This window comes from Mycolicibacterium neworleansense (genome assembly GCF_001245615.1).
GTDB lineage: Bacteria > Actinomycetota > Actinomycetes > Mycobacteriales > Mycobacteriaceae > Mycobacterium > Mycobacterium neworleansense.
Window position 1 is genome coordinate 642234 of sequence record NZ_CWKH01000001.1, and the last position, 24815, is coordinate 667048.

Genomic DNA, 24815 nt, shown 5'->3' on the forward strand with positions numbered 1-24815 from the left:
CCTCGGACGATACAATCGCTGCATGACTAGCGGCCATCTCGAGTTCACGGTTTCAGCCAACACGAATCCGGCGACCGATGCGGTACGCGAATCCATTCTGGCCAACCCCGGTTTCGGCAAGTACCACACCGACCACATGGTGGCCATCGACTACACCGAAGGTCAGGGCTGGCACGACGCGCGGGTGATCCCGTACGGGCCGATCGAGCTCGATCCGTCGGCCATCGTCCTGCACTACGCGCAGGAAGTCTTCGAAGGACTCAAGGCCTACCGGTGGGCGGACGGCTCGATCGTGTCGTTCCGCCCAGAGTCCAACGCGACGCGGTTGCGTGCCTCGTCGCGACGGCTGGCCATCCCGGAACTTCCCGACGACGTGTTCATCGAATCGCTGCGCCGGCTCATCGCGGCCGACGAGAAGTGGGTGCCCGCGGCCGGCGGCGAGGAGTCGCTGTACCTGCGGCCGTTCGTGATCGCGACCGAGCCGGGGCTGGGCGTGCGCCCGGCCAACGAATACCGCTACCTGGTGATCGGTTCACCGGCCGGGGCGTACTTCAAGGGCGGAATCAAGCCGGTCAGCGTGTGGCTGTCCCACGAGTACGTGCGCGCCTCACCCGGCGGCACCGGTGCGGCCAAGTTCGGCGGCAACTACGCGGCCTCGTTGCTCGCGCAGGCACAGGCCGCCGATAACGGCTGCGACCAGGTGGTGTGGCTGGACGCGATCGAGCGTCGCTATGTCGAGGAGATGGGCGGGATGAACCTGTTCTTCGTCTTCGGCAGCGGCGGTTCGGCCCGCCTGGTGACTCCTGAGCTGTCCGGCTCGCTTTTGCCGGGGATCACCCGAGATTCCTTGCTGCAGTTGGCCACCGATGCCGGCTTCGCGGTCGAGGAACGCAAGATCGACGTCGCCGAGTGGCAGAAGAAGGCCGCGGCCGGCGAGATCACCGAGGTGTTCGCCTGCGGCACGGCCGCGGTGATCACCCCCGTTTCGCACGTGAAATACGCCGACGGCGAGTTCACCATCGCCGACGGGCAACCCGGCGAGATCACCATGGCGCTGCGCGACACCCTGACCGGGATTCAGCGGGGCACCTTCGCCGATACGCACGGCTGGATGGCCCGGCTGAACTAGCCGATCGCCAGGCCCAGCGCGGTCAGCATCGTCGTCACCTCGACGGCCGCGCCGAGCACGTCGCCGGTGATACCGCCGAACCGCCGCACGCAGTGGGCGACCAGCAGTACCGAAGCGCCCACCGCGACCAGCACCGCGACCGGGCCCTGCCACACCCGGGGCCCGGCCCATGCGGCCAGCGCGGCGACGGCGATCAGCCAGGCCACCACCACGGCGGTGGGCTGCGTGGCCGCCACCGCGCCGCCCAGCGAGCTACCCGCGGCGGCGGGCACCGAACGCCGGCAGGCGACCACCGCCGCGACGCGGCCGGCGGTCACCGCAACGACGATGGCCACCGCATTCAGCTGATCGAAAGCCAATGTCTGGCAACCGATCACCACGATCACCGCGGCAACGCCGAACGGTCCGGCCGAGCCGTCACGCATGACGGCCAGCGCCCGCTCCGGCGGGCCGTAACAGCCCAGACCGTCGACCGTGTCGCAGAACCCGTCGATGTGCAGCCCGCGCGTGGTCAGCAGAAGTACGGCCACCGCCAGCAGCCCGGGCAGCACACTGCCCGTACCGAACGCCCACTGGCCACCGGCCACCACTGCGGCCGCCAGCGCGCCGAGCGCCAGGCCCACCACCGGCAGCGCCGTCAGTGCGCCCCGGCCGACGCCGGCCGAGGAACGGACCGGCAGCACGGTGCCGAACGCGAACGCCCCGCCGAGCGCGGCAATCATGGTGTCTCTTCGGAGATTCCGGCTTCAACGAAAGTGGCCATCGAGGCCAGCGTGGCGATGGCGGCCCGCACGATCGGCAACGCCACCGCGGCGCCGGTGCCCTCGCCCAGCCGCATACCGAGGTCGACGATCGGCTCCAGCCCCAGGTGCGACAGCGCCAGGCTGTGGGCCGGCTCGGGCGACCGGTGACCGGCCTGCCACCAGGCGCGTGCGCCCGGGGCCAACTCCTCGGCCACCAGGGCCGCGGCCGTCACCACCAGGCCGTCCAGCAGCACCGGGGTACGGCGCAGCGCGGCCTGCGCGCAGAACCCGGCCATGGCGGCCAGGTCGGCGCCGCCACACACCCGCAACAGGCCCAGCGGATCACGGGTCACGTCACGGGCCCGGTACAGCGCGTCGCGGACGGCGCCGGCCTTGCGCATCCAGCCGAGGTCGTCGATGCCGGTGCCGCGACCCACCACCACGACAGGTTCTGCCCCGGTCAGCGCCGCCACCAAAGTGGTTGCCGCCGTGGTGTTCCCGATCCCCATGTCACCGGCGATCAGCAGGTCGGCGCCGGCGTCGACTTCGTCGTCGGCGATCTGTCGCCCGGCCGAGATCGCAGCTGCCACTTCCTCTTCGCTCAGGGCGTCCTCGACCGCGATGTTGCCCGAGCTGCGCCGCACCTTGTGGGCGCCGATGGCGGGGGAGAACGGATCGTCGCAGTCGACGGCGATGTCGGCCACCCGCACACTGGCCCCGGCCACCTCGGCGATCACGTTGATCGCGGCACCACCGTTGTCGAAGTTGGCCACCATCTGACCGGTCACCGCGGACGGGAACGCTGATACCCCCGCCGCCGTGACGCCGTGGTCGGCGGCGAACACCACCACCCGCGCCCGGCTGAGCGGCCGCGGCGGGCACACGCCCTGACACGAGGCTGCCCAGATCGAGAGTTCCTCGAGGCGGCCGAGGGAACCTGGCGGCTTGGTCAGCTGGGCCTGCCGGGCCCGTGCCGCCGCGGCGACTTCGGCATCCGGTGCGGTGACCGGGGCGAACGCCGCATCGAATTCGGTCATGACGGCTCCTTCACCGTGAGCGGCTGGCCGGCCACCACCAGCACCACCTGGTCGCACACCGCGGCCAGGCGTTGGTTGACGGTGCCCAGTTCGTCGGCGAATCGCCGTCCCGCCTCGGTGGCGGGAACCACGGTCAGCCCGACCTCGGGGCTGACCAGCACCAGGGGAGCGGTGAACGCGTCCACTGCCTGCACGAGTGCGTCGACCTCGCCGTTCACGGATGTTCCGGTCCAGGCGCCGAGACGGTCCATGGTCGCGGTCAGCCAGCCACCGATGTCGTCGACCAGAGTTGCGGTGTCCGGTGCGTGCGGGTCCGCGGTCAGGACGGCCACCAGGTCGCCGGTCTCCACGGTGCGCCAGTGCGCGGGACGACGGCCCTGATGCGCATCCACGCGCCGAGCCCAGTCCGGATCGCTGTCGGCGGCGGGGCCGGTGGCCACGTACCGCACCGGGGCGCCATCCCCGGCGGCGCGTGCCACGGCCGCTTCGGCCCACTGGGATTTACCTGAGCGGATGCCGCCGAGCACCAGTGTGCGCACTCTCAGACCGCCTGGAACGGCATCAAGAGATCTTGTCGCCGCGGTTGACCACCGGCCGCGGTGCGCGCATCCGGCGCAGCTGCGAGGCCCGGCTGGCCGCGTAAAGTCCCAGTTTCCAACCACTTTCGGTGTTCCCGGGGAACTTCTCATCCACCATGTGGTTCACCTTGCGGCCGACGATGAACCCGTCGATCAGCATGATGACCACCAGGATCAGCATCGCGTAGGACAACATCTGCTGGAACTTCAGCGACGGCAGCGCCAGCATGAAGAAGATCATCGCCAGGGCGGCGGGCATGAACAGGCCCAGCACGTTGCGACGAGAGTCGACGATGTCGCGCACATAGCGGCGCACCGGACCCTTGTCGCGGGGGAGCAGGTAGGACTCCTCGCCGGCCATCATCTTCTCGCGGCGGTCGGCCATGTCGGCGCGGCGGGTGAGCCGCTCGATCTTGCGCTCTTCCTTCGACAGCTTCGGCCCGCGCAGCTCCTTGCGGCGCTGACGTGCCTCGGCGGCGGTGAGCGGCGCGGGTGCGACCGGGTGGCGGCCTCGCTGCGTTTGGGGGTCGGCCTGCCCTTGGGGGCGGTGCCCGGGGCGCCGCCGGCCGTGGTCGATTCAGCGGAAGTCGATCCGGCGGCTCCGTCGACGTTCTTGACCTCGTCGGCTCCGGCGGGTTCGCCTTCGTTGTCCTTCTTACGGCCCAGCAGCTTCACGCCAGCCAGGTTACTGCCCGCCGCACCTGCCCTGGCCACATGCCCCGGCCTGTGGATAAGTCGGGAATAGCGTCGGAACAAGGTACCGTTGAGGTAGTAGACGCGCGGTACGTCCCACGCGTCTTGATGCCCAGGGATGCTTAGGGAGAGCTATGACTGTTCAGGACGCCACCTCCACCGAAACCCACGGTGTGACCCTGTCCGACGCTGCGGCGACGAAGGCGAAGGCGCTGCTGGACCAGGAAGGCCGCGACGACCTCGCGCTGCGTATCGCGGTGCAGCCGGGCGGCTGCGCCGGCCTGCGCTACAACCTGTTCTTCGACGACCGCGCGCTCGATGGTGACCTCACCGCCGAGTTCGGCGGCGTCAAGCTGGTCGTGGACCGGATGAGCGCGCCGTATGTCCAGGGCGCCACCATCGACTTCGTCGATTCCATCGAGAAGCAGGGCTTCACCATCGACAACCCGAACGCCACCGGCTCCTGCGCCTGCGGCGACTCGTTCAACTGATTCGACTGACGTGAGCTGACGGCCGGCGGGTCAGTACAGACCGCCGGTACGCAGCACGTACGAGCACACCAGAACCTGCTCGTCTTTCCCGTTTTTCTTCACCAGCAGCTGTGCCACGCCCTGCTGGTTCTCGTCGAGTGCGCGCTGTCCGCGCGCGGTGCCTCCGGCCGGTGCCACCCGCATGCTGAACAACACCTGCGCCTGCGTGGTCGACCACGGCACGTTCGCGTCGATGCCGGTCACCTCGACCTGGCTGAACTGCTTGCGGAATGCGTCGCTGGCCAGGCCGGCCACCGCGAGATCCGACTTGCGGTCCTTGACCCCGTCATACAGCCCGCACAACGTGTGCCGGGCGACGGTTTCGTCATCCCCGTCGAGCAGCGCGTTCAGGTACTCCTGGATCGCGGCCTGCGCCCGGGCGTCGGAAACCACGACCGGAGCGGCCGGACCGCGACGGCCCGCCACCAGCACCGCGGTCAACACTCCGGCGAGCGCCACCACGACCAGCAGGCCCGCCAAAATCTTGGGCCACCGCCGCCGCGTCGGGTATGGCACCGGCGGTGGCAGAGTCCCGGGATAAGCCGAAGGCGCGGACGGCACCTGCTCGGGATACTGCTGAGGCGGAGTCTGCTCGGGGTACTGGTAAGAACCAGTCATTAATTGGCGCTCCCCGCGTGATCTGTTGGTTGGTCAGCCGTCTACCGTGACCGGGAATACGGTTATACGCAGGTTAGCGCAACCCGGGAGGGGCGACCGTGTGCGCAGATCGCCGACAGGCCGCGCGGGTACTGTTATGTAGCCGACTTAACGAAATGAGGGGTGACACCACGTGACCATCGCAGTTACCGGATCCATCGCAACCGACCACCTGATGCGGTTCCCGGGCAAATTCTCCGAGCAACTGCTGGCCGATCACCTCCAGAAGGTGTCGCTGAGCTTCCTGGTCGACGATCTGGTGATCCACCGCGGGGGCGTCGCGGGCAACATGGCCTTCGCGATCGGCATCCTCGGCGGCGACGTCGCGCTGGTCGGCGCCGCGGGTCAGGATTTCAGCGAATACCGGGCCTGGCTTGAGGGCGCCAACGTCGACTGCGACAGCGTGCTGATCTCCGAGAGCGCCTACACCGCGCGGTTCGTCTGCACCACCGACGAGGACATGGCCCAGATCGCCTCGTTCTACCCCGGCGCCATGTCCGAGGCCCGCAACATCTCCCTGGCCGACCTGGTGGCCCGGATCGGCAAGCCCGAGCTCGTGATCATCGGCGCCAACGACCCCGAGGCGATGTTCCTGCACACCGAGGAGTGCCGCAAGCTCGGCCTGGCCTTCGCCGCCGACCCGTCCCAGCAGCTCGCCCGGCTCTCCGGCGAGGAGATCCGCAAGCTCATCAACGGCGCCGCCTACCTGTTCACCAACGACTACGAGTGGGATCTGCTGCTGCAGAAGTCGGGGTGGAGCGAGGCTCAGGTGATGAGCCAGATCGGCATGCGGGTCACCACTTTGGGTGCCAAGGGCGTCGACCTGGTCAGCTCGGACGGCACCTTCGTCCACGTCGACGTGGTGCCCGAGAAGCATCAGGCCGACCCGACCGGCATCGGCGACGCGTTCCGTGCCGGCTTCCTGACCGGGCGCAGCGCGGGCTTGGGCCTGGAGCGTTCGGCCCAGCTGGCCTCACTGGTCGCGGTGCTGGTCCTGGAGGCGACGGGTCCGCAGGAGTGGACCTGGGACGCGGCCGAGGCAGTGCAGCGCCTGTCCGACGCCTACGGCGCCGAGGCCGGCGCCGAGATCGGCAAGGCGCTGGCCTGACCCGTCGGCCTGACACTCCGGCGCCGGCTCTGGGCCGATGGGCTCAGAGCTGGACCGGGTAGTGCGGCTCCTTGATCTGCGGCGTCACGCTGTGCTCCACGAAGATGGCATGCCACAGCATGAAGATCAGCACGGTCCACAGCCGGCGGCTGTGATCGCCGGCGCCGTTGCGGTGCTCGTCGAGCATGGTGCGGACCGTCGACCGATCGATCAGGTCGTCCGTTTGCGACGAGGCCGACATCGCGTACGCCCAGTCCATCAGCTCGCCGGCCCGCAGCCAGTGCCGGATCGGCACCGGGAAGCCCAGCTTCGGCCGGTTCAGCACATGGGCCGGGACGATCGGCTCCAGCGCGCGGCGCAGCGCGTACTTGGTCGTGGACCGGGTGATCTTCTGATCCACCGGCAGCCGTGAGGCCACCTTGAACACTTCGGGATCCAGGAACGGCACCCGCAGCTCCAGCGAGTTGGCCATCGTCATCTTGTCGGCCTTGACCAGGATGTCGCCGCGCAGCCAGGTGAACAGGTCGATGTGCTGCATGCGTGCCACCGGATCCAGCCCCTGCGATGCCGCGTACACCGGCGCCGTGACGTCGGTGTGCGTCCACTCCGGCCGGAAGCCCGGCAGCACCGCCCGCAGCTGCTCGTCGGAGAAGCTGCGGGCATTGCCGTAATAACGCTCCTCGAGCGTCAGCGAACCGCGGTGCAGCAGGCTCTTGCCGCGCATGCCCTCCGGCAACGGCTTCGACGCCTTGCCCAGTGACTTGCGCACCGGCCTCGGCAGATAGTCGAAAGGCCGCAGCGACAACGGCTCCCGGTAGATCGTGTAGCCGCCGAACAGCTCGTCGGCGCCCTCACCGGACAGCACCACCTTGACGTGCTTGCGTGCCTCTCGGGCGATGAAGAATAGCGGCACCAGGGCCGGGTCGGCCACCGGCTCGTCCAGATACCAGACGATTTCGGGCAGCGCCTCGACGAACTCGGCCGGACTGACCACCTTGGCGACGTGCCGGGCACCGATGGCTTCGGCGGACGCGACGGCCACATCCACTTCCGAGAAACCCTCGCGCTCGAAGCCGGTGGTGAACGTGATCAGCCGGGGGTTGTGACGCATCGCCAGTGCGGCGATCGCCGTCGAGTCGATGCCGCCGGACAGGAACGCGCCGACCGTCACGTCGGCACGCATGTGCTTGGCGACCGAATCCTCGAGCGCGGCGGTGATCTCGTCATAGCGGGACTGTTCGGCCCCCTTGACGAACGGCACCGCGTTGAACTTCGGGACGAAGTAGCGCGTCACCTCGGGCCGGCCGCCTGGCCGCCACCGCGCGTAACTGCCCGACTCCAGCCTGCGGATACCGCGGTGCAGCGTCTCGGGCTCGGGCACGTACTGCAGCACCGTGTAGTGCTGCACCGCGCGCTCGTCGATGCTCAGATCCAGGCCCAGCGGTTCGGCCAGATCCAGCAGGCACTTCTTTTCGCTTCCCACCGCGGTGCCGCCCGGCCCGGTGGCCATGAACAGCGGCTTGATGCCGAACGGGTCCCTGGCGCAGAACATCTCGCGCGCGACGGTGTCCCATAACGCGAACGCGAACATGCCCCGCAGCCGGTTCAGCGCGTCCGTGCCCCAGTAGTGGTAGGCCGCGACGATGGCCTCGCCGTCACCGTCGGTGTGAAATTCCGCACCGAATTCGGCCCGGAGCGCCTCACGCAGTTCGAGGTAGTTGTAGATCTCGCCGTTGAACACCAGCACGTACCGGTCCGGCGCGTCGGCAGGTCCCCAGCGCAACGGCTGATGGCTGTGCGCGATGTCGATGATCGACAGCCGGTTGAAGCCGAGCACCACGGTGCCGTCCTGCCCGTCGCCGGTGGTGTCGGCCCAGGTGCCGGGCTCGTCGGGGCCCCGGTGACGCATCAGGTGGGAAGCGTTCGCCACCGCGTCGGCCAGCCACGATCCGGCTTCGGGGGAGAGGTCACCCCGGGTGGATTCGGAGTCGGTTTCGGAAGGGACAGTTACCAGGGCGAGCAGTCCGCACACCGCGCCAGTATGTCTGATCCGGCGAGTCTCCGAGACCACCACCCGGGCCGTTGCGCGGGTCGTTCGGCCCCTGTCGGGACGCCATTCCCGAGTCGCTTCGCTCCCGTGGACCGGCGTGGTCTACGCTGCGTAGTATTCGCAAAACAACGACCGGTCGCGGTCGCGAAATACCGATCTAGGAGGCGCCAACGTGACACCTCGCGGGCTTAAGAAGGTGGCCCGAGCGGCGTTGTTGACCATTGTCCTGGGTGGCTCAGCCCTCTTGCTGAGCGGCTGCAGCTGGCAGGATGCACTCGCGCTCGGTTGGCCGACCGGAATCACCCCGGAGGGCAAACTCAACCGTGAGCTGTGGATCGGCTCCGTGATTGCGTCCTTCGTGGTGGGCGCCATCGTGTGGGCCCTGATCTTCTGGTCGAGTGCATTCCACCGGAAGAAGAAGGGCGACACTGAGCTGCCGCGCCAGTTCGGCTACAACATGCCGCTGGAGCTGGTGCTGACGGTGATCCCGTTCCTCATCATCTCGGTGCTGTTCTACTTCACCGTGGTGGTCCAGGAGCGCATGCTGCACAAGGATCCCAACCCTGAGGTGGTCATCGACGTGACCGCCTTCCAGTGGAACTGGAAGTTCGGCTACCAGAAGATCGATTACGTCGACGGCTCATTCGATTACGACGGAGCCGACCCCGAGCGCAAGGCCGCGATGACCTCCAAGCCCGAGGGCAAGGATGCGCACGGCGAGGAGCGGATCGGCGCGGTGCGTGGCATGAACCCCGAGGACCGCACCTACCTGAACTTCGACAAGATCGAGACGCTGGGCAGCTCCACCGAGATCCCGGTGCTGGTGCTCCCGGCCGGCAAGCGCATCGAGTTCCAGCTGAACTCCGCGGACGTGATCCACGGGTTCTGGGTGCCGGAGTTCCTCTTCAAGCGCGACGTGATGCCCGAGCCGGTGGCAAACAACTCGGACCACATCTTCCAGGTCAGCAAGATCGAGCAGACCGGCGCCTTCGTGGGCCGCTGCACCGAGATGTGCGGCACCTACCACTCGATGATGAACTTCGAGGTCCGGGTCGTCGAGCCCAACGACTTCAAGGCCTACATCGATCAGCGCACCGCGGGCAAGACCAATGCCGAGGCGCTGGCCGCGATCAACCAGGAGCCGTTGGCCATCACCACTCACCCGTTCGACACCCGACGCGGTGAGCAGGCACCGCAGGCGAGCAAGTAGGGGCTACACGCAATGCATATTGAAGCTCGACTGTTCGAGATCCTCACGGCGTTCTTCGCCTTGTCGGCGGTGGTGTACGGCGTGCTGACGGCGATGTTCGCCACCGGTGGCGTCGAGTGGGCCGGTACCACCGCGCTCGTCCTCACCACCGGTCTGACCCTGATCACCGGAACCTTCTTCCGCTTCGTGGCGCGTCGTCTCGACACGCGCCCCGAGGACTACGAAGACGCCGAGATCAGTGACGGCGCAGGCGAACTGGGCTTCTACTCGCCGCACAGCTGGTGGCCGATCCTGATCGCGCTGTCCTTCTCGATCGCCGCCGTGGGCGCCGCCCTGTGGCTTCCCTGGCTGATCGTGGCAGGCGTCTGCTTCGTGCTGACCGCTGTCGGCGGCCTGGTCTTCGAGTACTACTGGGGACCCGAGAAGCACTGACCCGTCCGGACGTCCCGGTTGCGGCCTGATCAGGTCACAATCGGGACGTCACTTCATCCGCCACCGGCAGCGCCGGACTCGCCGGCTTCGTCCCGTTCGGTAATGTTGCCGGGGCACTGTCACCAGCGAACGGTTCCGTTCGTTCCGCGTGGCAGTGAAGTTGTCGAGAAGGATAGGCGTAGATGAGCGGGCCGAATCCCCCGGAGCCGGATGTCCCCGGTTCTGATCTGCCGGATCAACCCGGAAAGCACTCCGCACCCGAGGAACCGACTCAGGTGACGGGCGCCGACGCGGATGGCGGCGAGACGGAGTTCTACTCACAGGCGTACTCCGCGCCCGAGTCGGAGCAGTTCACCAGCGGGCCCTACGTGCCCGCCGACGTGGCGCTCTACGACTACGACGATTACGACGCGGCGACCGAACTCGTCGACACCTCCCCGCCGCCGCGCTGGCCATGGGTGGTCGGCGTCACCGCCATCGTCGCGGCGATCGCGCTGGTGGCCTCGGTCGCGGTCCTGGTGACCCGGGACGACGACACCAGCAATCTGGCCACCCCGAAGCCGAGCACCACCACATCGGCGCCGCCGGTGCAGGACGAGATCACCACGACGACTCCGCCGCCACCCCCTCCGCCGCCTCCGACCTCGGAGGAGCTGCCGCCTCCGCCGCCCCCGGAGACCGTGACGGTCACCGAGCCGCCGCCGCCCGCGCCCACGAGTGAGGCGCCCCCGCCGGCCCCCGCCGGCCCCGAGCACCACGTCGGCGCCGCCGACCACCACCACGACGCACGCCGGACCGCGTCAGGTCACCTATTCGGTGACAGGTACCAAGGCGCCGGGCGACATCATCACCATCACCTACGTCGACGGCAACGGAAATCGGCGCACGCTGCGCAACGTCTACATCCCGTGGACCTTCACGATGACGCCGATCTCCAACTCGGATGTGGGTTCGGTCGAGGCGTCCAGCCTGTTCCTGGTCAGCCGGTTGAACTGCTCGATCACCGCCAGCGACGGAACCGTGCTGTCGTCCAACGCCAACAACTCCGCGCAGACCGCCTGCTGATGTCCGGGCCGATCAGCGAACTCGACAGCACCGACCGGGTTTTGCTGGGCGCGTGCGCCGCGGTGTGGCTCGCGGCGTTGGGCGCCGGGGTTGCTGCCGTCGTCGCCCTCGTCGACCTGGGTCGCAGCCATCCGCAGGGCTCCGAGAGTGCCGATACTCCCTGGCTGCTCTACACCGTGATCGGCCTGTCCGTCTTGGTGATCGCCGGGGCGGTGCCGTTACTGCTGCGGGCCCGTGCCCAGGCCGACAACCGCCAACCTGGACGTCGCCCGCAGCCGCCGGCCCGGTCACCGCGCCCGATCGGAGGCAGCTACCGGGCCGCTCCGGTCGCGATGAGTCGCTACACCACCGGCAACGGTGCCGCCACCGCCGCGGAGGCGGTGTGGTTGCGGTTCACCCTGGCGGTCGTGTGCGCGATCGGAGCCGGAACCGCCGCCGTCGGACTGGCCACCTATCTCATGGCCACCGGGAGCAATGTGGCGGCCTGGTGCCTCTACGGGCTGACCGGGATTCTGACCGCCGGCCTCGTCGCGCTGCTGATCATCGCGCTGCGCCAGCTGGACACTCCGCCGTCCTGAATCCGGGCTCTGCCCCTTCGGCTGCTCAGGTGTTGAGGCAGTACCGGTTCAGGTTCCACCACGGCCACGGGAGCCAGGTGCCTTCCCGGCCGGCCGGCCGCTCGCGTACGTAGTGCAGTTTCCAGACCGGGGCCGCTACCCCGCACATAAAACAATCGCCGCACTTCTCCGGAGAGAGGTGCGGCGATCGTTCGAGCTAGGGGAGTGGTCAGTGGTGACCGTTGGTCTCCCCGTCGCTGTTTCGCTCCTGGTGCTCGCGCAGAGCGGTGAGCGCCTTGTGCTCGGAGGCGTGGGCCGCCTCGGTGAGCGCATCGTGCTCGACCGCCGGATCGGCGAACAGGAAGCTGCCGGTGCCGGGTGCGCCACCCGAACCGAGCTTGTTCATCCGCTTCGGCAGGGCAGCACCCTGGTACTCCAGCGGGATCGGGTGACCGTGGTCGTCGACCGGTCCCAGCGGCTGGTGCAGCTCGACGTAGGCACCGTGCGGCAGGCGCTTGATGATGCCGGTCTCGATGCCGTGCTCCAGCACGGCACGGTCGCTGCGCTGCAAGGAGATTGCCCACCGGTACGCGACGAAGTACACGATCGCGGGCAGCACCACCATGCCGATGCGGCCGATCCAGGTGGTCGCGTTCAGCGAGATGTGGAACTTGAGCGCGATGATGTCGTTCATCGCGGCCAGGGTCAGCACCATGTAGAACGCGATCGCCATGGCACCGATCGCGGTACGCACCGGCACGTCACGCGGACGCTGCAGCAGGTTGTGGTGAGCGTCGTCGCCGGTCACCTTCTTCTCGATGAACGGGTAGGCGATCAGGAGGCCGAAGACACCGCCCATGATCAACGCGACCCAGACCACCGCGGGGATGGTGTGGCCGAAGGGGTAGAACTCCCAGGCCGGCCAGATACGCGCCAGGCCTTCCGTCCACATCATGTAGAAGTCCGGCTGGCTACCCGCCGAGATCTGAGACGGCTTGTAGGGGCCCAGATTCCAGATCGGGTTGATCGTCAGCAGCCCGCCCATGAGGCCGAGCACACCGGTGATCATCGCGAAGAACGCGCCCGACTTCACCGCGAACACCGGCATGACGCGCACGCCGACCACGTTGTGCTCGGTACGGCCGGGACCGGGGAACTGGGTGTGCTTCTGGAACCACACCAGCGCCATGTGCGCGCCGATCAGGGCCAGGATGATGCCCGGGATCAGCAGGATGTGCAGGGCGTACAGGCGCGGGATCAGGATCTCGCCGGGGAAGTCCCCGCCGAACAGCGCCCAGTGCAGCCAAGTGCCGATGATCGGCATGCCCAGGGTGATCGAGGAGAGCGCTGCGCGCAGGCCGATACCGGACAGCAGGTCGTCGGGCAGCGAGTAACCGAAGTAACCCTCGAACATCGCCAGGATGAGCAGCAGCGAGCCGATCACCCAGTTGGCCTCACGCGGGCGGCGGAACGCACCGGTGAAGAAGATGCGCGCCATGTGCACCATGATCGACGCGGCGAACATCAGTGCGGCCCAGTGGTGGATCTGGCGGACGAACAGACCGCCGCGCACCTCGAAGCTGATGTCGAGTGCGGACTCGTAGGCCCGCGACATCTGCACACCGCGAAGCGGTTGGTACACACCGTCGTAGGTGACGTGTGCCATCGACGGATCGAAGAACAGCGTCAGCCAGACACCGGTGATCAGCAGCACGATGAAGCTGTACAGCGCGATCTCACCCAGCAGGAAGGACCAGTGGGTGGGGAACACCTTGTTCAGCTGCCGGCGCACCGCCGCCGAAGGGTGATAACGGGAATCGATCGCATCGCCTTGTGCGGCAGCGATCTTGGCAAGGTCAGGGCTCATGATTTGCGCTCCCAGAATGCCGGTCCGACGGGCTCGACGAAGTCGCCGTTGGCGACCAGGTAGCCGTCTTTATCGATGGTGATGGGCAGCTGCGCCAACGCGCGCGCAGCCGGACCGAATACGGGCTTTGCGAAGTGCAACGCGTCGAACTGCGACTGGTGGCACGGGCAAAGAATGCGGTAGGTCTGCTGCTCGTACAGCGACGAGGGGCAGCCCAGGTGCGAGCAGACCTTGGTGTAGGCGAACAGCTCACCAAAGTTGAAGCTCTCCTGGCCTTTCCGCTTGACCACACGCGGCATGTCGGCCGGCTTGATGCGGATCAACATGACCGGGTTGCGGACACCCATGGCGATCTCGGTCAGGTGGTGTTCGGACTCGACGGTGGTTCCGTCGCCGTCGGACTCCCGCCAGGGGAAGACGGTCTCCATGCCACCGGCGTCGAGGTCCTCGGGCCGCATCTTCACGAACGGCGAGGAGCCGGGCCGCCCGGTCGCGCGGGCCAGGTAGATGGTCTCGCCGTGGAAGCGGGGCGTCCACCCCGAGGTCCACAACACGGCCTTCTTGCCCTCGGCGGTGGGCACCACGGGCTTCCACGGGTTCTTGATCAGGCCGCCGATGAAGGCCACCAGGGTGCCGGCCCCGAAGGCGCCGAGACCGATGCCCAGCGACAAGCCGATCATCTTGCGGCGCTTGACGGTCGAGCCCTCGAGGGCGTCGGTCAGGTTGGCCGCGATGGTCTTGCGGGCCAACTCGGTGGAGCGGCCGTCGTGGCGTTCCTGAACCGAGATCTCCTCGGGGATGAACTTCTTCTGGAACAGCACCGCACCGATGCCGATCGCCAGGATCGACAGGCCGAAGGTCAGGCCGTACAGCGGGGTCGCCAGTGAGTAGAGGAACTCACCCTCCGAACCGAAGGGCTGGTACTCCCACGGCCAGAACAAGAACACCAGCAGCAGCGCCAGGCCCGAAAGCCCGCCGAGCAGAAGCCAGTACGCGACCAGCCGTTCGGAGCGCTTCTCGGCCTTCGTGCCGGGAACCGGCCAGCGCGGCTCCTTGAAGATGGTCTCGACGCCGTCGATCTTGCCGCCGAGTTCAACGAGGTCCTCACGCGACATCGAGGCAAGCTCGTCGTCGTTGGGAATCTTCGGGCTGTTGTCGGTCATGCTCGTGCCCCGATCCACATTGCCAAGCCGATAGCGGCGACCATTCCGATAATCCACATCGCCATGCCCTCGGGCGCGGGGCCGAAGCCGCCGAGGCCGTAGCCGCCGTAGCTGGGCGTCTGAGCCGACTCGCGGACGTAGGCGACGATGTCGCGCTTCTCTTCGGGCGACAGCTGGCGGTCGGAGAACTTGGGCATGTTCTGCGGACCGGTCTGCATGGCGGTGTAGATCTGCGCCGGCTTGGCGTCACCGAGGTCGGGCGCGTACTTACCGGAGGACAGGGCGCCGCCCTTGCCGGTGAAGTTGTGGCAGGACGCGCAGTTCAGCCGGAACAGGTCGGCACCGCGGGCCACGTCCGACCCGATCAGCGACTCCTGTGCCACGGCACCGTGCTCATCGCGGATCAGGGTCGGGCCGCCACCGTTGGCCTGAACGAACGCGCCGAGGGCGTCGATCTGGTTCTCGTCGAAGTGCTCAGGCTTGGCTGGTGCCTGGGCTTCGCCGCGCATCGCGGGCATACGACCGGTCGACACCTGGAAGTACACCGCTGCCTCGCCGGTGCCGATCAGGCTGGGCCCACGGTCGGGCACACCCTGCAGGTTGGCGCCGTGGCAGGAGACGCACGACGTGTCGAACAGTTGCTTACCCGTGCGCAGCAGTGCCGACTGCGATTCGTCGGCGACTGCGACCTGCGGCGTGGGTGTCAGCGTGGCCGCAACACCACCTGCGACTGACAGGCCGACCAACAGCAGGAGACCTGCTGACAGTCGTCGGCGCAGTCGTCGGCGCGACTTGCTGGTCATCGAACCCCTTCTCATCGAGTCGATCATCGGCCGGCCGATCATCGGACAAAGTAGATGGTGGCGAACAGCGCAATCCAGACGATGTCGACGAAGTGCCAGTAGTACGAGACGACGATCGCCGCGGTGGCCTGCGCGGGCGTGAACTTACTCATCTTGGTGCGGGCCAGCAGCAAGATGAACGCAACCAGTCCGCCGATCACGTGCAGGCCGTGGAAACCGGTCGCCAGATAGAAGACCGATCCATAGGCACTGCCCGGGATGGTGGTGCCGTGCTCGACCAGGTGGATGTACTCGTATCCCTGGCCCAGTACGAAGAACAGGCCCATCAGGAACGTGATCACATACCACCGGCGCAGCCCGAACACGTCGCCGCGCTCAGCGGCGAACACGCCCATCTGGCAGGTGAAGGATGACGCGATCAGGACCAACGTCACCGGAACAGCAAGGGCCAAATTGAGTTCGGTCGGCTCGGGCGGCCAATCGCCACCGGCTTGCGCGCGCGCCGTGAAATACATCGCGAAGAGTCCAGCAAAGAACATGAGTTCACTGGAAAGCCACACGATGGTGCCGACACTGACCATGTTCGGCCGGTTCAGCGAATGAACGCGCGACGTGATTGCCGTTCCCGAGGTACCTACAGCGCTCGTCACATCCGCAAGTATGACGCTTTGTAGTTGTCGAACTCCACCCGGGTCGAGCAATTGATCCGAAACGTGTCGTCTTCGGGTCGGCTGCGCGGTGCCGGGGGCTCCGTCGCCAGGACCGCGCGGAGATAGCATTCGGCGGTGGCTCCTGCATCTTCCTCTCAGTTCCCGCCAGCGTCCGGCTCTGTGGCGGCGCCGACGTGGCCGCTCATTCTCGGGCGCCTGACCACCGAGCAGAGCCTGCCCAACGGTTATGCCGCGTGGGCCATGGACCAGATCATGACCGGGGCGGCGACACCGGCTCAGATCGCCGGCTTCGCGGTGGCGATGAAGATGAAGCGCCCGACTTCGGCCGAGGTGGGGGAACTTGCCGACATCATGCTGTCGCACGCCCGCCGGGTGCCGACCGAGCAGATCGGTCACGAGACCGTCGACATCGTCGGTACCGGCGGCGACGGGGCCAATACGGTGAACCTGTCGACCATGGCCTCCATCGTGGTGGCGGCCTGTGGTGTGCCGGTGATCAAGCACGGCAACCGGGCGGCGTCCTCGCTGTCGGGTGGTGCCGACACCCTGGAGGCCCTCGGGGTGCGTATCGACCTGGGGCCTGACGAGGTGGCTCGCAGCGTCGCCGAGGTGGGCATCGGGTTCGCGTTCGCGCCGCAGTTCCACCCGTCGTATCGGCACGCCTCGGTGGTGCGCCGGGAGATCGGGGTGCCGACGGTGTTCAATCTGCTTGGGCCGCTGACAAATCCGGCCGCGCCCCGGGCCGGGCTGATCGGCTGTGCCTTCGACGACCTGGCCGAGGTGATGGCCGGGGTGTACGCCGCCCGGGGGTCCAGCGTGTTGGTCGTCCACGGTGACGACGGCCTCGACGAACTCACCACCACGACCACGAGCACCATCTGGCGGGTGCAGGCCGGCACCGTGGACCGGTTGAAGTTCGACCCCGCGGCCTTCGGCTTCAAGCGCGCTGACATCAGCGAGCTGGTCGGCGGTGACGCCACGGCCAATGCGGCATCGGCGCGCGCCGTGCTCGGTGGGGCCAAGGGGCCGGTGCGTGATGCGGTGGTGCTCAACGCGGCGGGCGCGATGGTCGCCCATGCCGGGCTAGCCAGCGACGCCAAGTGGGTGCCGGCGTGGGAGGCCGGTCTGGCGCGGGCCACCGAGGCCATCGACTCGGGCGCGGCCGAACAACTGCTCGCGCGTTGGGTGCGGTTCAGCCTGCAGTTCTGAGTTCTGCTGCTGGGCGGCGGCCACCCGGGCCGATCGGGCCGTGGCCGCCCAGACGGCGTAGCGGCACCCCGGGTGCGGCCAGCCAGCGGGCGACGAGCGCGGTCTCCTCCACCAACGCGCCACCCAAAGGTGTTGCGGTGGGCAGGATTACCTGGGCTGCCGCACAGATCGTGTCGACCACGGGCATCGGCGGCACGCCGCGGGCGGCGCTGCCTGCACCGGCCAGCTGGCCGTGGCGGATCACCGCGAAGTGCCACCCGCCGTTGCCGTCACTGCGCGCGGCCACCAGTTCGGGGAGCTCGGCCAGGGCGCGCAACCGCTGCCCGCGCCACAGCGTCTCGATGGCCACGGTGGCGTGATCGCGCAGCCGGGCGGCGGTCTCGTACCGCCGGGCCGCCGCCACTTCGCCGATGTGGGCCACGGTGGCCGCCAGCGCGCTGTGGTCGGTGCCGTTGATCAGCGCGACGACGCGCTGTACCGCGGCGGCGTACTGCGTGGCGCCGACGTCCTGCGGGGCCGGGCAGGGGGACAGTTCGACCTCCGGGCAACGGTGTGAGCCGGCCGCGCCGAAGCGGGCCGTGCAGGTGCGCACCCCGGTGAACCGGGCCAGCAGGAGGGCTGACTGTACGGCGTCGGATCGGGCCGAGAACGGCCCGAAAGCGGTGCGCTGTCCCGGGTTTCGCACTGCCGACAACCTCGGGAAGGCTTCGTCGGTCAGGGCCACCCACCACCATCGCTGCGGGAACTTGGAGCGACGGTTGTACGGCGGCGCGTGGGCGGCGAGCAGCCGCAGCTCGCGGACCCCGGCCTCCAGATCGTGTGCGCACTCGACGTGGTCGACGGCACACGCCAGGGAGGCCATCTCCTTCATTCGGGTCCGCGGGTCGGCGCCGGTGAAGTACTGCCGGACCCGCCGTCGCAGGTCGACCGCGGTGCCCACATAGAGCACCTCGCCCGAGGGGCCGCGGAACAGGTAGACGCCCGGGCGGTTGGGCAGCCGGTCGGCCAGCGAGCGGTTGCGGCGCTGGGCCGGGGTGACGTCGGGCAGGTAGTTCTTGAGGTCGGCGAAGGTGTGGATGCCCTGGTTGCCGACTCGCTCGATCAGCCCGTGCAGGACGTCGACGGTGGCGCGGGCGTCATCGAGGGCGCGGTGGGTGGGCGTGGTCGTCGCACCGAACAGCCGGGCCAGTGCCGACAGCTTCACACTGGGTGCCTCGTCCCGGGTCAGTACCCGGCGGGCGAGTTTCACCGTGCACAGCACCGGCGGCCGGGGCCAGCCGAGCTCGGCCCGCTGGGCTGCCGCGCGCAGGAACCCGATGTCGAATCCGGCGTTGTGGGCGACCAGCACCGCGCCCCGGGAGAATTCGAGAAACGCGGGTAGGACGCTGTCGATCTTCGGCGCGTCGCGCACCATCGCCGTGGTGATCCCGGTCAGCTCGACGATCTGCGGCGGGATGGCGCGGCCGGGATCGACCAGGGTGGCCAGCTCGCCGAGCACCTCGCCGCCGCGAATCTTGACCGCGCCGATCTCGGTGATGGCATCGAAGCTGTCGCCCGGCGCCTTCGCGGTGGCCCGTCCACCGGTGGTCTCCAGATCGACCACCACGAAGGTGGTGTCGGCGAGGGAGAGGGTGTCCATGGCACCGTCGGGCCCGCCGAAGCCGAAGGCCAGCTGCTCCGCATCGGCGATGTTGCGCTGGCCCATGGCGATGACGGTAGGCACTGCCCCCGACAAACACCGGCAAGCTCGCCGGGCGCCGCTACTTGTCGGTACCCGGCGATAGCGTGCGCCCAACACCGATCGAGAGGACGGTCAAGATGAGCGGAGTGCGGCGGGACAACTGGTCCTATGCCGATGTGCCCTGCCCCGACCAGCCGGACGCCGGCAGCGTGACCATCGACTGTGACGATTGCGCGGTACGCGGGCCCGGTTGTCAGGACTGCGTCGTCAGTGTGCTGCTCGGAGTCCCTGAGACTTTGCTGGATGACGAGCGTCAAGCCCTGGAAGTGCTCGCTGACGTGGGCCTTGCGCCGCGGCTGCGGTTGGTGCCGATTCACCGAAGCGGCCGATCCGGCGTCGCCTGACGACACGCACCGGTGCGTGCACAGGAAAATATTCCGGGTGGGCTGTTAAATTTGCAGCTTCTGTTGGACAAGCCCGATGCCGTTTCGTAACCTATCTGAGACCTAAGAGCAGTTCGAGGCGGCTCGGTATTCCCAGTTGTGAGGACGAAAACTTGAGGCACGAGCGCGCGCACCGGCCCACAAGTCGTGTCAAGCGACCCATTGCAGGTGCAATAGCGGGCTTGACCGTGATATCCGGAATACTGGCCGCCAGTTCGCAGGCCGATCCCAGTGATGACGCCCTGGCAAAACTCAACGAGCTGTCGCGCCAAGCTGAGCAGACCACCGAGGCGATGCACTCCGCGCAGCTCGACCTGAACAACAAGCTTGCCGCGCAGGAGACTGCGGAAAAGAAGCATGCCGACGACACCGCGGCCGTGGATACGGCCAAGTCGCAGCTGGCAATCTTTCAGACTTCGGTCAACAAAGTAGCTGCAGCCCAGTACATGGGGGGCCGCACCTCGGGTGTGGATGCCATCCTGACCGCTGGCTCGCCGCAGCAGCTGATCGAGCAGCTCGCGGTGCAGCGGGTGATGGCGACCGAGATGTCGGCGCAGATGAAGAACTTCCGTTCGGTCGGTGAGAAAGCCGCTCGCGCCGAGCAGGAGTCGGCGAAATCGGCTGCCGAGGCCAAGACCGCCGCCGAGCAGGCCGCCGCAGTGCGCGCCGAGCTGCAATCCAAGCAAAGTCAGCTGCAGGTGCAGATCGCGATCGTCAAGTCGCAGTACCAGGCGCTGACCCCGGCCCAGCGGGAAGCGATGACGGCCTTGCCGCCCACCCCGCCGGTGCCGGCACCCGAAGCGTTGCCGCCGGCGCAGGATCCCGCCGTATTGGCTGACCCGCCGAACGGGATTCCGCCCGGCGACGTCGCCCCGCCGGAGGGCGCGCTGCCTGGTGTAGACGGCGGCCATTCCGGCACCGTCATCCAGGCGGCGCTGAGCCGGATCGGTTCGCCGTACTCCTGGGGGGCGGCCGGACCCAGCTCCTTCGACTGTTCAGGTCTGGTGATGTGGGCGTTCCAGCACGCCGGCATCTCGCTGCCACATTCGAGCCAGGCCATGGCCCGCGGAGGCCAGCCGGTCTCTACGGATTCGATGCAGCCCGGCGACGTGGTGACCTATTACTCCGACGCCTCCCACGTGGGCATCTACATCGGTGACGGAATGATGGTGCACGCGTCGACCTACGGCACCCCGGTTCGGGTCGCCCCGGTCAACAATGCGCCGATCTACAACGTCCGTCGTTACTGAGAACTCCGTCGGTACCGGGCGTCTCCACAACGGCGTCACCCTGACCGCTCGCCGGCCCCTGCTGGCGGCGGCACTCCTGGCGGAACTGGCGCTGGCGACGGTGCTGCTCTGGAGGCCCGCATCCCCGCCGCCGGAGTCGCCGGCCACGCCGACGCGCGTCACCGCCCCTCCGGCCGTGCCGATACCGCCCGACCCCGTCACCTCGGTGGCGTTACCCGACGGGCGCACCGCCCGGCTGCTCGCCCTCGGCGGCTCGCAATCCCCGGCCCTGCTGGGCCGGCTGGCCGCCGAACTGCCTGACGCGGCCGCCGCGGTCACCGCCTTCTGGGGCCCGGATTGGCCGCGCGACATCGAGATCGCGGTCGCGGGCTCCGATCAGCAGTTCCGGATCCTGGCCGGCGGAGCCCCGGACATCGCCGCCACCACCACCGCGCAGCGCATCATGTTCGCCCCGGGCGCCGCCGGGATGAGCCCCGCCGCATTACGAATTGTCTTGCGCCACGAGCTTTTCCATTACGCCGCCCGGGCGGCGACCGCGGCCGACGCGCCACGCTGGCTCACCGAAGGCGTGGCCGACTATGTCGGCCGGCCACCCACGGCGGCGCCCTCACAGGCCGAGACGCTCGCCCAACTGCCCACCGATGACGACCTCGACACACCCGGCGCGGCCCGCAGTCTGGCCTACGACCGGGCGTGGTGGTTCAGCCGCTACGTGGCCGACGCCTACGGCGTGCCGAAGTTGCGTGAGCTGTACCTACGCGCGTGCGGCCGCGGTCACCCCGATGTGGCCACCGCGATCCGGGAGACGCTGGGCGCCGACCTCGACGCCGTGGTTGCCGGTTGGCGCCGCTGGCTGACCGGATAGCCTTTCGCCGATGGAAAGCAGATGGGCAGCAGACGGGCCGCAACCGGGCAGTCGACCGCGATGACGCGGGTTTTGTTGGTCACCAACGACTTTCCACCGCGCCGCGGCGGTATCCAGTCATACCTGGAGGCGTTCGTCGGTGAATTGGTCCGCGATGGCTCACACGAGCTGACGGTGTACGCGCCGAAATGGAAGGGTGCCGCGGAGTTCGACGCCGCAGCCGGCTACCGCGTCGTCCGGCACCCGACCACCCTGATGGTGCCCGAGCCGACCGTGGCGATCCGCATGCAGCGATTGATCGCCGAGCACGATATCGAGACGGTGTGGTTCGGGGCGGCCGCGCCGCTGGCGCTGCTTGGCCCGCTGGCCCGCCGGGCCGGAGCCCAGCGCGTGGTGGCCAGCACCCACGGCCACGAGGTCGGCTGGTCGATGCTGCCGGTGGCACGGAGCGCTCTGCGCCGCATCGGGGACGACGCCGACGTCGTGACATTCATCAGCCGCTACACCCGCGGCAGGTTCGCCTCGGCGTTCGGGCCCCATGCGGCGCTGGAACGGCTGTCGCCCGGCGTCGACACCGACCGCTTCGTGCCCGACCCGGTGGCCCGGGCCGAGTTGCGGGCCCGCTACGGGCTGGGGCAGCGCCCGGTGGTGGTGTGCCTGTCTCGGCTGGTGCCCCGCAAGGGCCAGGACATGCTGATCCGGGCCTGGCCCGCCATCCGGCGCCGCGTCCCCGGTGCGGCGTTGGTCATCGTCGGTGGGGGACCGTATCTGCAGACCCTGCAGCAGCTCGCCGACACAAACGATGTCGCGGCCGACATCGTCTTCACCGGTGCGGTGCCGGGCGCCGAACTGCCCGCCCACCATGCGATGGCCGACGTGTTCGCCATGCCGTGCCGGACCCGCGGGGCGGGCCTGGACGTCGAGGGACTCGGCATCGTCTACCTGGAGGCATCAGCCTGCGGGGTACCGGTGATCGCCGGAACCTCTGGCGGGGCACCGGAAACCGTGCTCGACGGTCAGACCGGCACCGTGGTGGACGGCACCGATGTGGCGGCGGTGGCGACGGCGGTGGGCGACATGCTGGCCGACCCGGGCCGTGCCGCCGCGATGGGCGTGGCAGGACGGCAATGGGCGGTCGACCACTGGCAGTGGCGCTCCCAGGGCGCCCGGCTGACCGGGCTCCTGTCGGGCTGAGCCCGCGGGCTCAGCCGTACAGTGCCGCGATGTCGGTGGCGAACTTCTCGGCCACCACCTTGCGCTTGACCTTCAGTGTCGGGGTCAGCTCACCGGTGTCCTCGGTGAAGTCCACCGGCAGGATCCGGAACTTGCGGATCGACTCGGCATGCGACACCGCCTGATTGGCCTCCTTGACCGCCAGGTCGATCTCGGCCAGCAGGTCCGGGTCGTCGGCCAGGTCGCCGACCGAGGCGCCGGAGTCCTTACCGTTGCGCTGCTTCCAGCCCGGGAACGCTTCCGGGTCGATGGTGATGAGCGCGGCGATGAACGGCTGCTGATCGCCGACGGCCATCGCCTGGCTGATCAACGGGTGGGCCCGCAGCCGATCCTCGAGCAGCGCGGGGGCGACGTTCTTGCCGCCCGCGGTGACGATGATCTCCTTCTTGCGGCCGACGATGGTCAGGAAGCCGTCGTCGTCGATCGCACCCAGATCGCCGGTGTGGAACCAGCCGTCGGTGAACACCGCATTGGTCTCGGACTCGTTGCCCCAGTAGCCGCTGAACACCACGCCGCCCTTGACGAGCAGCTCACCATCCTCGGCGATGCGCATGCTGTTGCCGGGCATCAGCTTGCCGACCGAGCCGACCTTGAGGTCGTTGACCCGGTTCACGGTGATGGCGGCGCTGGTCTCGGTGAGCCCGTAACCCTCGTAGATGCTCAGCCCCACACCGCGATAGAAGTGGCCCAGCCGTGCGCCCAGCGGTGCGCCGCCGGAGATCGCGGCGTGGCAGTCACCGCCGAGGGCGGCGCGCAGCTTGCCGTAGACCAGCTTGTCGAACAATGCGTGCTTGGCCCGTAGGACCAGGCCCGCTCCGCCGGTGTCCTGGGCTTCGCTCCACTTGATGGCGGTGTCCGCGGCGATCGAGAAGATCTTGCCCTTGCCGTCGTTGCGCGCGTTCTGCTCGGCGGTGTTGTAGACCTTCTCGAACACGCGCGGGACCGAGACCACGAGGGTCGGCTTGAAGATGCCGAAGGTCGGGACCAGATTCTTGATGTCACTGGTGAACCCGAGGGTGACCTTGTTGGCGAAGGCCGCGATGGTGATGGCCCGGGCCAGCACGTGAGCCAGCGGCAGGAACACCAGCATCCGCTCGCCCTCGGCCAGCTCGGTGGGGAAGCAGGCCTTGGCGCCCCGGATCTCGTAGAGCAGGTTCGAGTGGGTCAGCTGGCAGCCCTTGGGCTGTCCGGTGGTGCCGGAGGTGTAGATCAAGGTGGCCGGGTCGGCTGAACGGATCCCTGACAGTCGCTTGTCGAGTTCGGCGGCGTCGGCCGACTTGCCGGCTTCGGCCATGGCCTCCAGCGCGGGGGTGTCGCTACCGTCGATCCGCAGCACCTTGCGCAGTTCGGGCAGCTGGCCGCGGAGCTGCTCCACGGTCTCGGCGTGCGCATCGGTCTCGGCGAAGATGATCTTCGCCGCGGAGTTGTCCAGGACGAACCGCACCTGTTCGGCCGAGGAGGTCTCGTAGATCGGCACGGTCACCGCGCCGACCGACAGGATCGCGAAATCGATGATCGGCCACTCGTAGCGGGTGGCAGACACGATCGCCACCCGATCGCCGGGCTGGATCCCCTCGGCGATCAGGCCAAGGGCGACCGAACGAATCTGGTCGGCCGCTTCGGCACAGGTCACGTCGGTCCAGGCGCCGTCGACCAGGCGCCGGAAGATGACGTGGTCAGGGCTGTCGGCCGCGTGCGCGGATACCGAACTGACGATGTTGTCGTGCTCGCCGACGGCAAACGACGCGGGGACGCTGTACTCCCGCATTGACTCACGCACGATCTTGCCCTCCAGGCTTGTGGTACCGGCTTTGCGCGTCAGCCTAGTCGGCCGCGGTAGG

The 24815-nt window shown here is 68.3% G+C and carries 22 protein-coding genes and 2 pseudogenes; 12 read left to right on the forward strand and 12 right to left on the reverse strand.

The genetic code is table 11. The annotated features are described in order from the left end of the window. The first annotated feature begins 22 nt into the window (after positions 1–22). A complete protein-coding gene (locus BN2156_RS02980) occupies positions 23–1129 on the forward strand; it encodes a branched-chain amino acid aminotransferase (RefSeq protein ID WP_090510069.1) in 1107 nt (368 codons plus the stop codon). Here the strand turns inward: BN2156_RS02980 and BN2156_RS02985 are convergent. The 4 genes and pseudogenes from BN2156_RS02985 to BN2156_RS03000 form a co-directional block, all read right to left on the reverse strand. Next, entirely contained in the window at positions 1126–1851 is a 726-nt protein-coding gene (locus tag BN2156_RS02985) for an adenosylcobinamide-GDP ribazoletransferase (protein ID WP_090510071.1), read from the reverse strand. The genes BN2156_RS02980 and BN2156_RS02985 overlap by 4 nt on opposite strands. Then, complete coding sequence (gene cobT, locus BN2156_RS02990) at positions 1848–2909, reverse strand: nicotinate-nucleotide--dimethylbenzimidazole phosphoribosyltransferase (RefSeq protein WP_090510073.1); 1062 nt, start codon at positions 2907–2909, stop codon at positions 1848–1850. Before cobT ends, BN2156_RS02985 begins: the two co-directional genes overlap by 4 nt. After that, positions 2906–3448, reverse strand: coding sequence for a bifunctional adenosylcobinamide kinase/adenosylcobinamide-phosphate guanylyltransferase (gene cobU, locus BN2156_RS02995; protein ID WP_090510076.1), 543 nt, complete (start codon positions 3446–3448; stop codon positions 2906–2908). Before cobU ends, cobT begins: the two co-directional genes overlap by 4 nt. A 22-nt stretch (positions 3449–3470) precedes the next feature. Continuing rightward, a pseudogene (locus tag BN2156_RS03000) lies at positions 3471–4162 on the reverse strand (DUF3043 domain-containing protein). Between the two features lie 152 nt (positions 4163–4314). Here BN2156_RS03000 and BN2156_RS03005 point away from each other — a divergent pair. Beyond that, the gene (locus BN2156_RS03005; protein WP_003885524.1) at positions 4315–4671 is read left to right on the forward strand and encodes a HesB/IscA family protein; all 357 of its coding nucleotides are present in this window, start codon (positions 4315–4317) and stop codon (positions 4669–4671) included. A 30-nt stretch (positions 4672–4701) separates the two neighbouring features. Here BN2156_RS03005 and BN2156_RS03010 read toward each other — a convergent pair whose 3' ends face one another. Further along, positions 4702–5328, reverse strand: a complete 627-nt coding sequence (locus BN2156_RS03010; protein ID WP_090510078.1) for an Rv0361 family membrane protein — start codon at positions 5326–5328, stop codon at positions 4702–4704. Between the two features lie 172 nt (positions 5329–5500). Here BN2156_RS03010 and BN2156_RS03015 point away from each other — a divergent pair, with 172 nt between their 5' ends. Then, positions 5501–6475: a carbohydrate kinase family protein gene (locus BN2156_RS03015; protein WP_090510081.1), complete on the forward strand. Its 975-nt coding sequence runs from the start codon at positions 5501–5503 to the stop codon at positions 6473–6475. Between the two features lie 43 nt (positions 6476–6518). Here BN2156_RS03015 and asnB read toward each other — a convergent pair whose 3' ends face one another. Then, a complete protein-coding gene (asnB, locus tag BN2156_RS03020; protein WP_090510083.1) occupies positions 6519–8507 on the reverse strand; it encodes an asparagine synthase (glutamine-hydrolyzing) in 1989 nt (662 codons plus the stop codon). A gap of 190 nt (positions 8508–8697) precedes the next feature. Between asnB and ctaC the strand changes: the two genes are divergently transcribed. From ctaC to BN2156_RS03040, 4 genes and pseudogenes are all read left to right on the forward strand, one after another. Then, the gene (gene ctaC / locus BN2156_RS03025; RefSeq protein WP_090510085.1) at positions 8698–9735 is read left to right on the forward strand and encodes an aa3-type cytochrome oxidase subunit II; all 1038 of its coding nucleotides are present in this window, start codon (positions 8698–8700) and stop codon (positions 9733–9735) included. Positions 9736–9747: 12 nt separating this feature from the next. Next, entirely contained in the window at positions 9748–10167 is a 420-nt protein-coding gene (locus BN2156_RS03030) for a cytochrome c oxidase subunit 4 (RefSeq protein WP_090510087.1), read from the forward strand. A 182-nt stretch (positions 10168–10349) separates the two neighbouring features. Next, positions 10350–11232: pseudogene (locus BN2156_RS03035) on the forward strand (MmpS family transport accessory protein). Further along, positions 11232–11810: a DUF2561 family protein gene (locus BN2156_RS03040; RefSeq protein ID WP_090510090.1), complete on the forward strand. Its 579-nt coding sequence runs from the start codon at positions 11232–11234 to the stop codon at positions 11808–11810. The pseudogene BN2156_RS03035 and the gene BN2156_RS03040 overlap by 1 nt, the downstream one beginning before the upstream one ends. A 208-nt stretch (positions 11811–12018) precedes the next feature. Here BN2156_RS03040 and qcrB read toward each other — a convergent pair whose 3' ends face one another. The 4 genes from qcrB to ctaE are packed head-to-tail and all read right to left on the reverse strand — an operon-like array spanning position 12019 to position 16272. Continuing rightward, complete coding sequence (gene qcrB, locus BN2156_RS03045) at positions 12019–13656, reverse strand: cytochrome bc1 complex cytochrome b subunit (RefSeq protein WP_090510093.1); 1638 nt, start codon at positions 13654–13656, stop codon at positions 12019–12021. After that, a complete protein-coding gene (qcrA, locus tag BN2156_RS03050; RefSeq protein ID WP_162490722.1) occupies positions 13653–14819 on the reverse strand; it encodes a cytochrome bc1 complex Rieske iron-sulfur subunit in 1167 nt (388 codons plus the stop codon). Before qcrA ends, qcrB begins: the two co-directional genes overlap by 4 nt. Beyond that, positions 14816–15622: a cytochrome bc1 complex diheme cytochrome c subunit gene (gene qcrC / locus BN2156_RS03055; protein WP_090515393.1), complete on the reverse strand. Its 807-nt coding sequence runs from the start codon at positions 15620–15622 to the stop codon at positions 14816–14818. Before qcrC ends, qcrA begins: the two co-directional genes overlap by 4 nt. Positions 15623–15660: 38 nt before the next feature. Further along, positions 15661–16272: an aa3-type cytochrome oxidase subunit III gene (gene ctaE, locus BN2156_RS03060; RefSeq protein ID WP_003885537.1), complete on the reverse strand. Its 612-nt coding sequence runs from the start codon at positions 16270–16272 to the stop codon at positions 15661–15663. A 135-nt stretch (positions 16273–16407) separates the two neighbouring features. On the opposite strand from ctaE, the gene trpD reads away from it, so the two are divergent. Beyond that, a complete protein-coding gene (gene trpD / locus BN2156_RS03065; RefSeq protein WP_235625193.1) occupies positions 16408–17502 on the forward strand; it encodes an anthranilate phosphoribosyltransferase in 1095 nt (364 codons plus the stop codon). Here trpD and BN2156_RS03070 read toward each other — a convergent pair. Beyond that, positions 17486–19207: a DEDD exonuclease domain-containing protein gene (locus BN2156_RS03070; RefSeq protein ID WP_235625194.1), complete on the reverse strand. Its 1722-nt coding sequence runs from the start codon at positions 19205–19207 to the stop codon at positions 17486–17488. The two genes, trpD and BN2156_RS03070, sit on opposite strands and share 17 nt — an antisense overlap. Before the next feature lie 113 nt (positions 19208–19320). Between BN2156_RS03070 and BN2156_RS03075 the strand changes: the two genes are divergently transcribed. The 4 genes from BN2156_RS03075 (at position 19321) to pimB (ending at position 22935) form a co-directional block, all read left to right on the forward strand. Beyond that, the gene (locus tag BN2156_RS03075; protein ID WP_235625195.1) at positions 19321–19587 is read left to right on the forward strand and encodes a hypothetical protein; all 267 of its coding nucleotides are present in this window, start codon (positions 19321–19323) and stop codon (positions 19585–19587) included. A 152-nt stretch (positions 19588–19739) separates the two neighbouring features. Beyond that, a complete protein-coding gene (ripC, locus tag BN2156_RS03080; protein ID WP_090510102.1) occupies positions 19740–20876 on the forward strand; it encodes a peptidoglycan hydrolase RipC in 1137 nt (378 codons plus the stop codon). Further along, complete coding sequence (locus BN2156_RS03085) at positions 20845–21741, forward strand: peptidase (RefSeq protein WP_210436566.1); 897 nt, start codon at positions 20845–20847, stop codon at positions 21739–21741. Before ripC ends, BN2156_RS03085 begins: the two co-directional genes overlap by 32 nt. Before the next feature lie 60 nt (positions 21742–21801). Continuing rightward, the gene (gene pimB / locus BN2156_RS03090) at positions 21802–22935 is read left to right on the forward strand and encodes a GDP-mannose-dependent alpha-(1-6)-phosphatidylinositol monomannoside mannosyltransferase (protein ID WP_090510105.1); all 1134 of its coding nucleotides are present in this window, start codon (positions 21802–21804) and stop codon (positions 22933–22935) included. Between the two features lie 10 nt (positions 22936–22945). On the opposite strand, the gene BN2156_RS03095 is transcribed toward pimB, so the two are convergent. Next, a complete protein-coding gene (locus tag BN2156_RS03095; RefSeq protein ID WP_090510107.1) occupies positions 22946–24742 on the reverse strand; it encodes an AMP-dependent synthetase/ligase in 1797 nt (598 codons plus the stop codon). Positions 24743–24815: the final 73 nt, after the last annotated feature.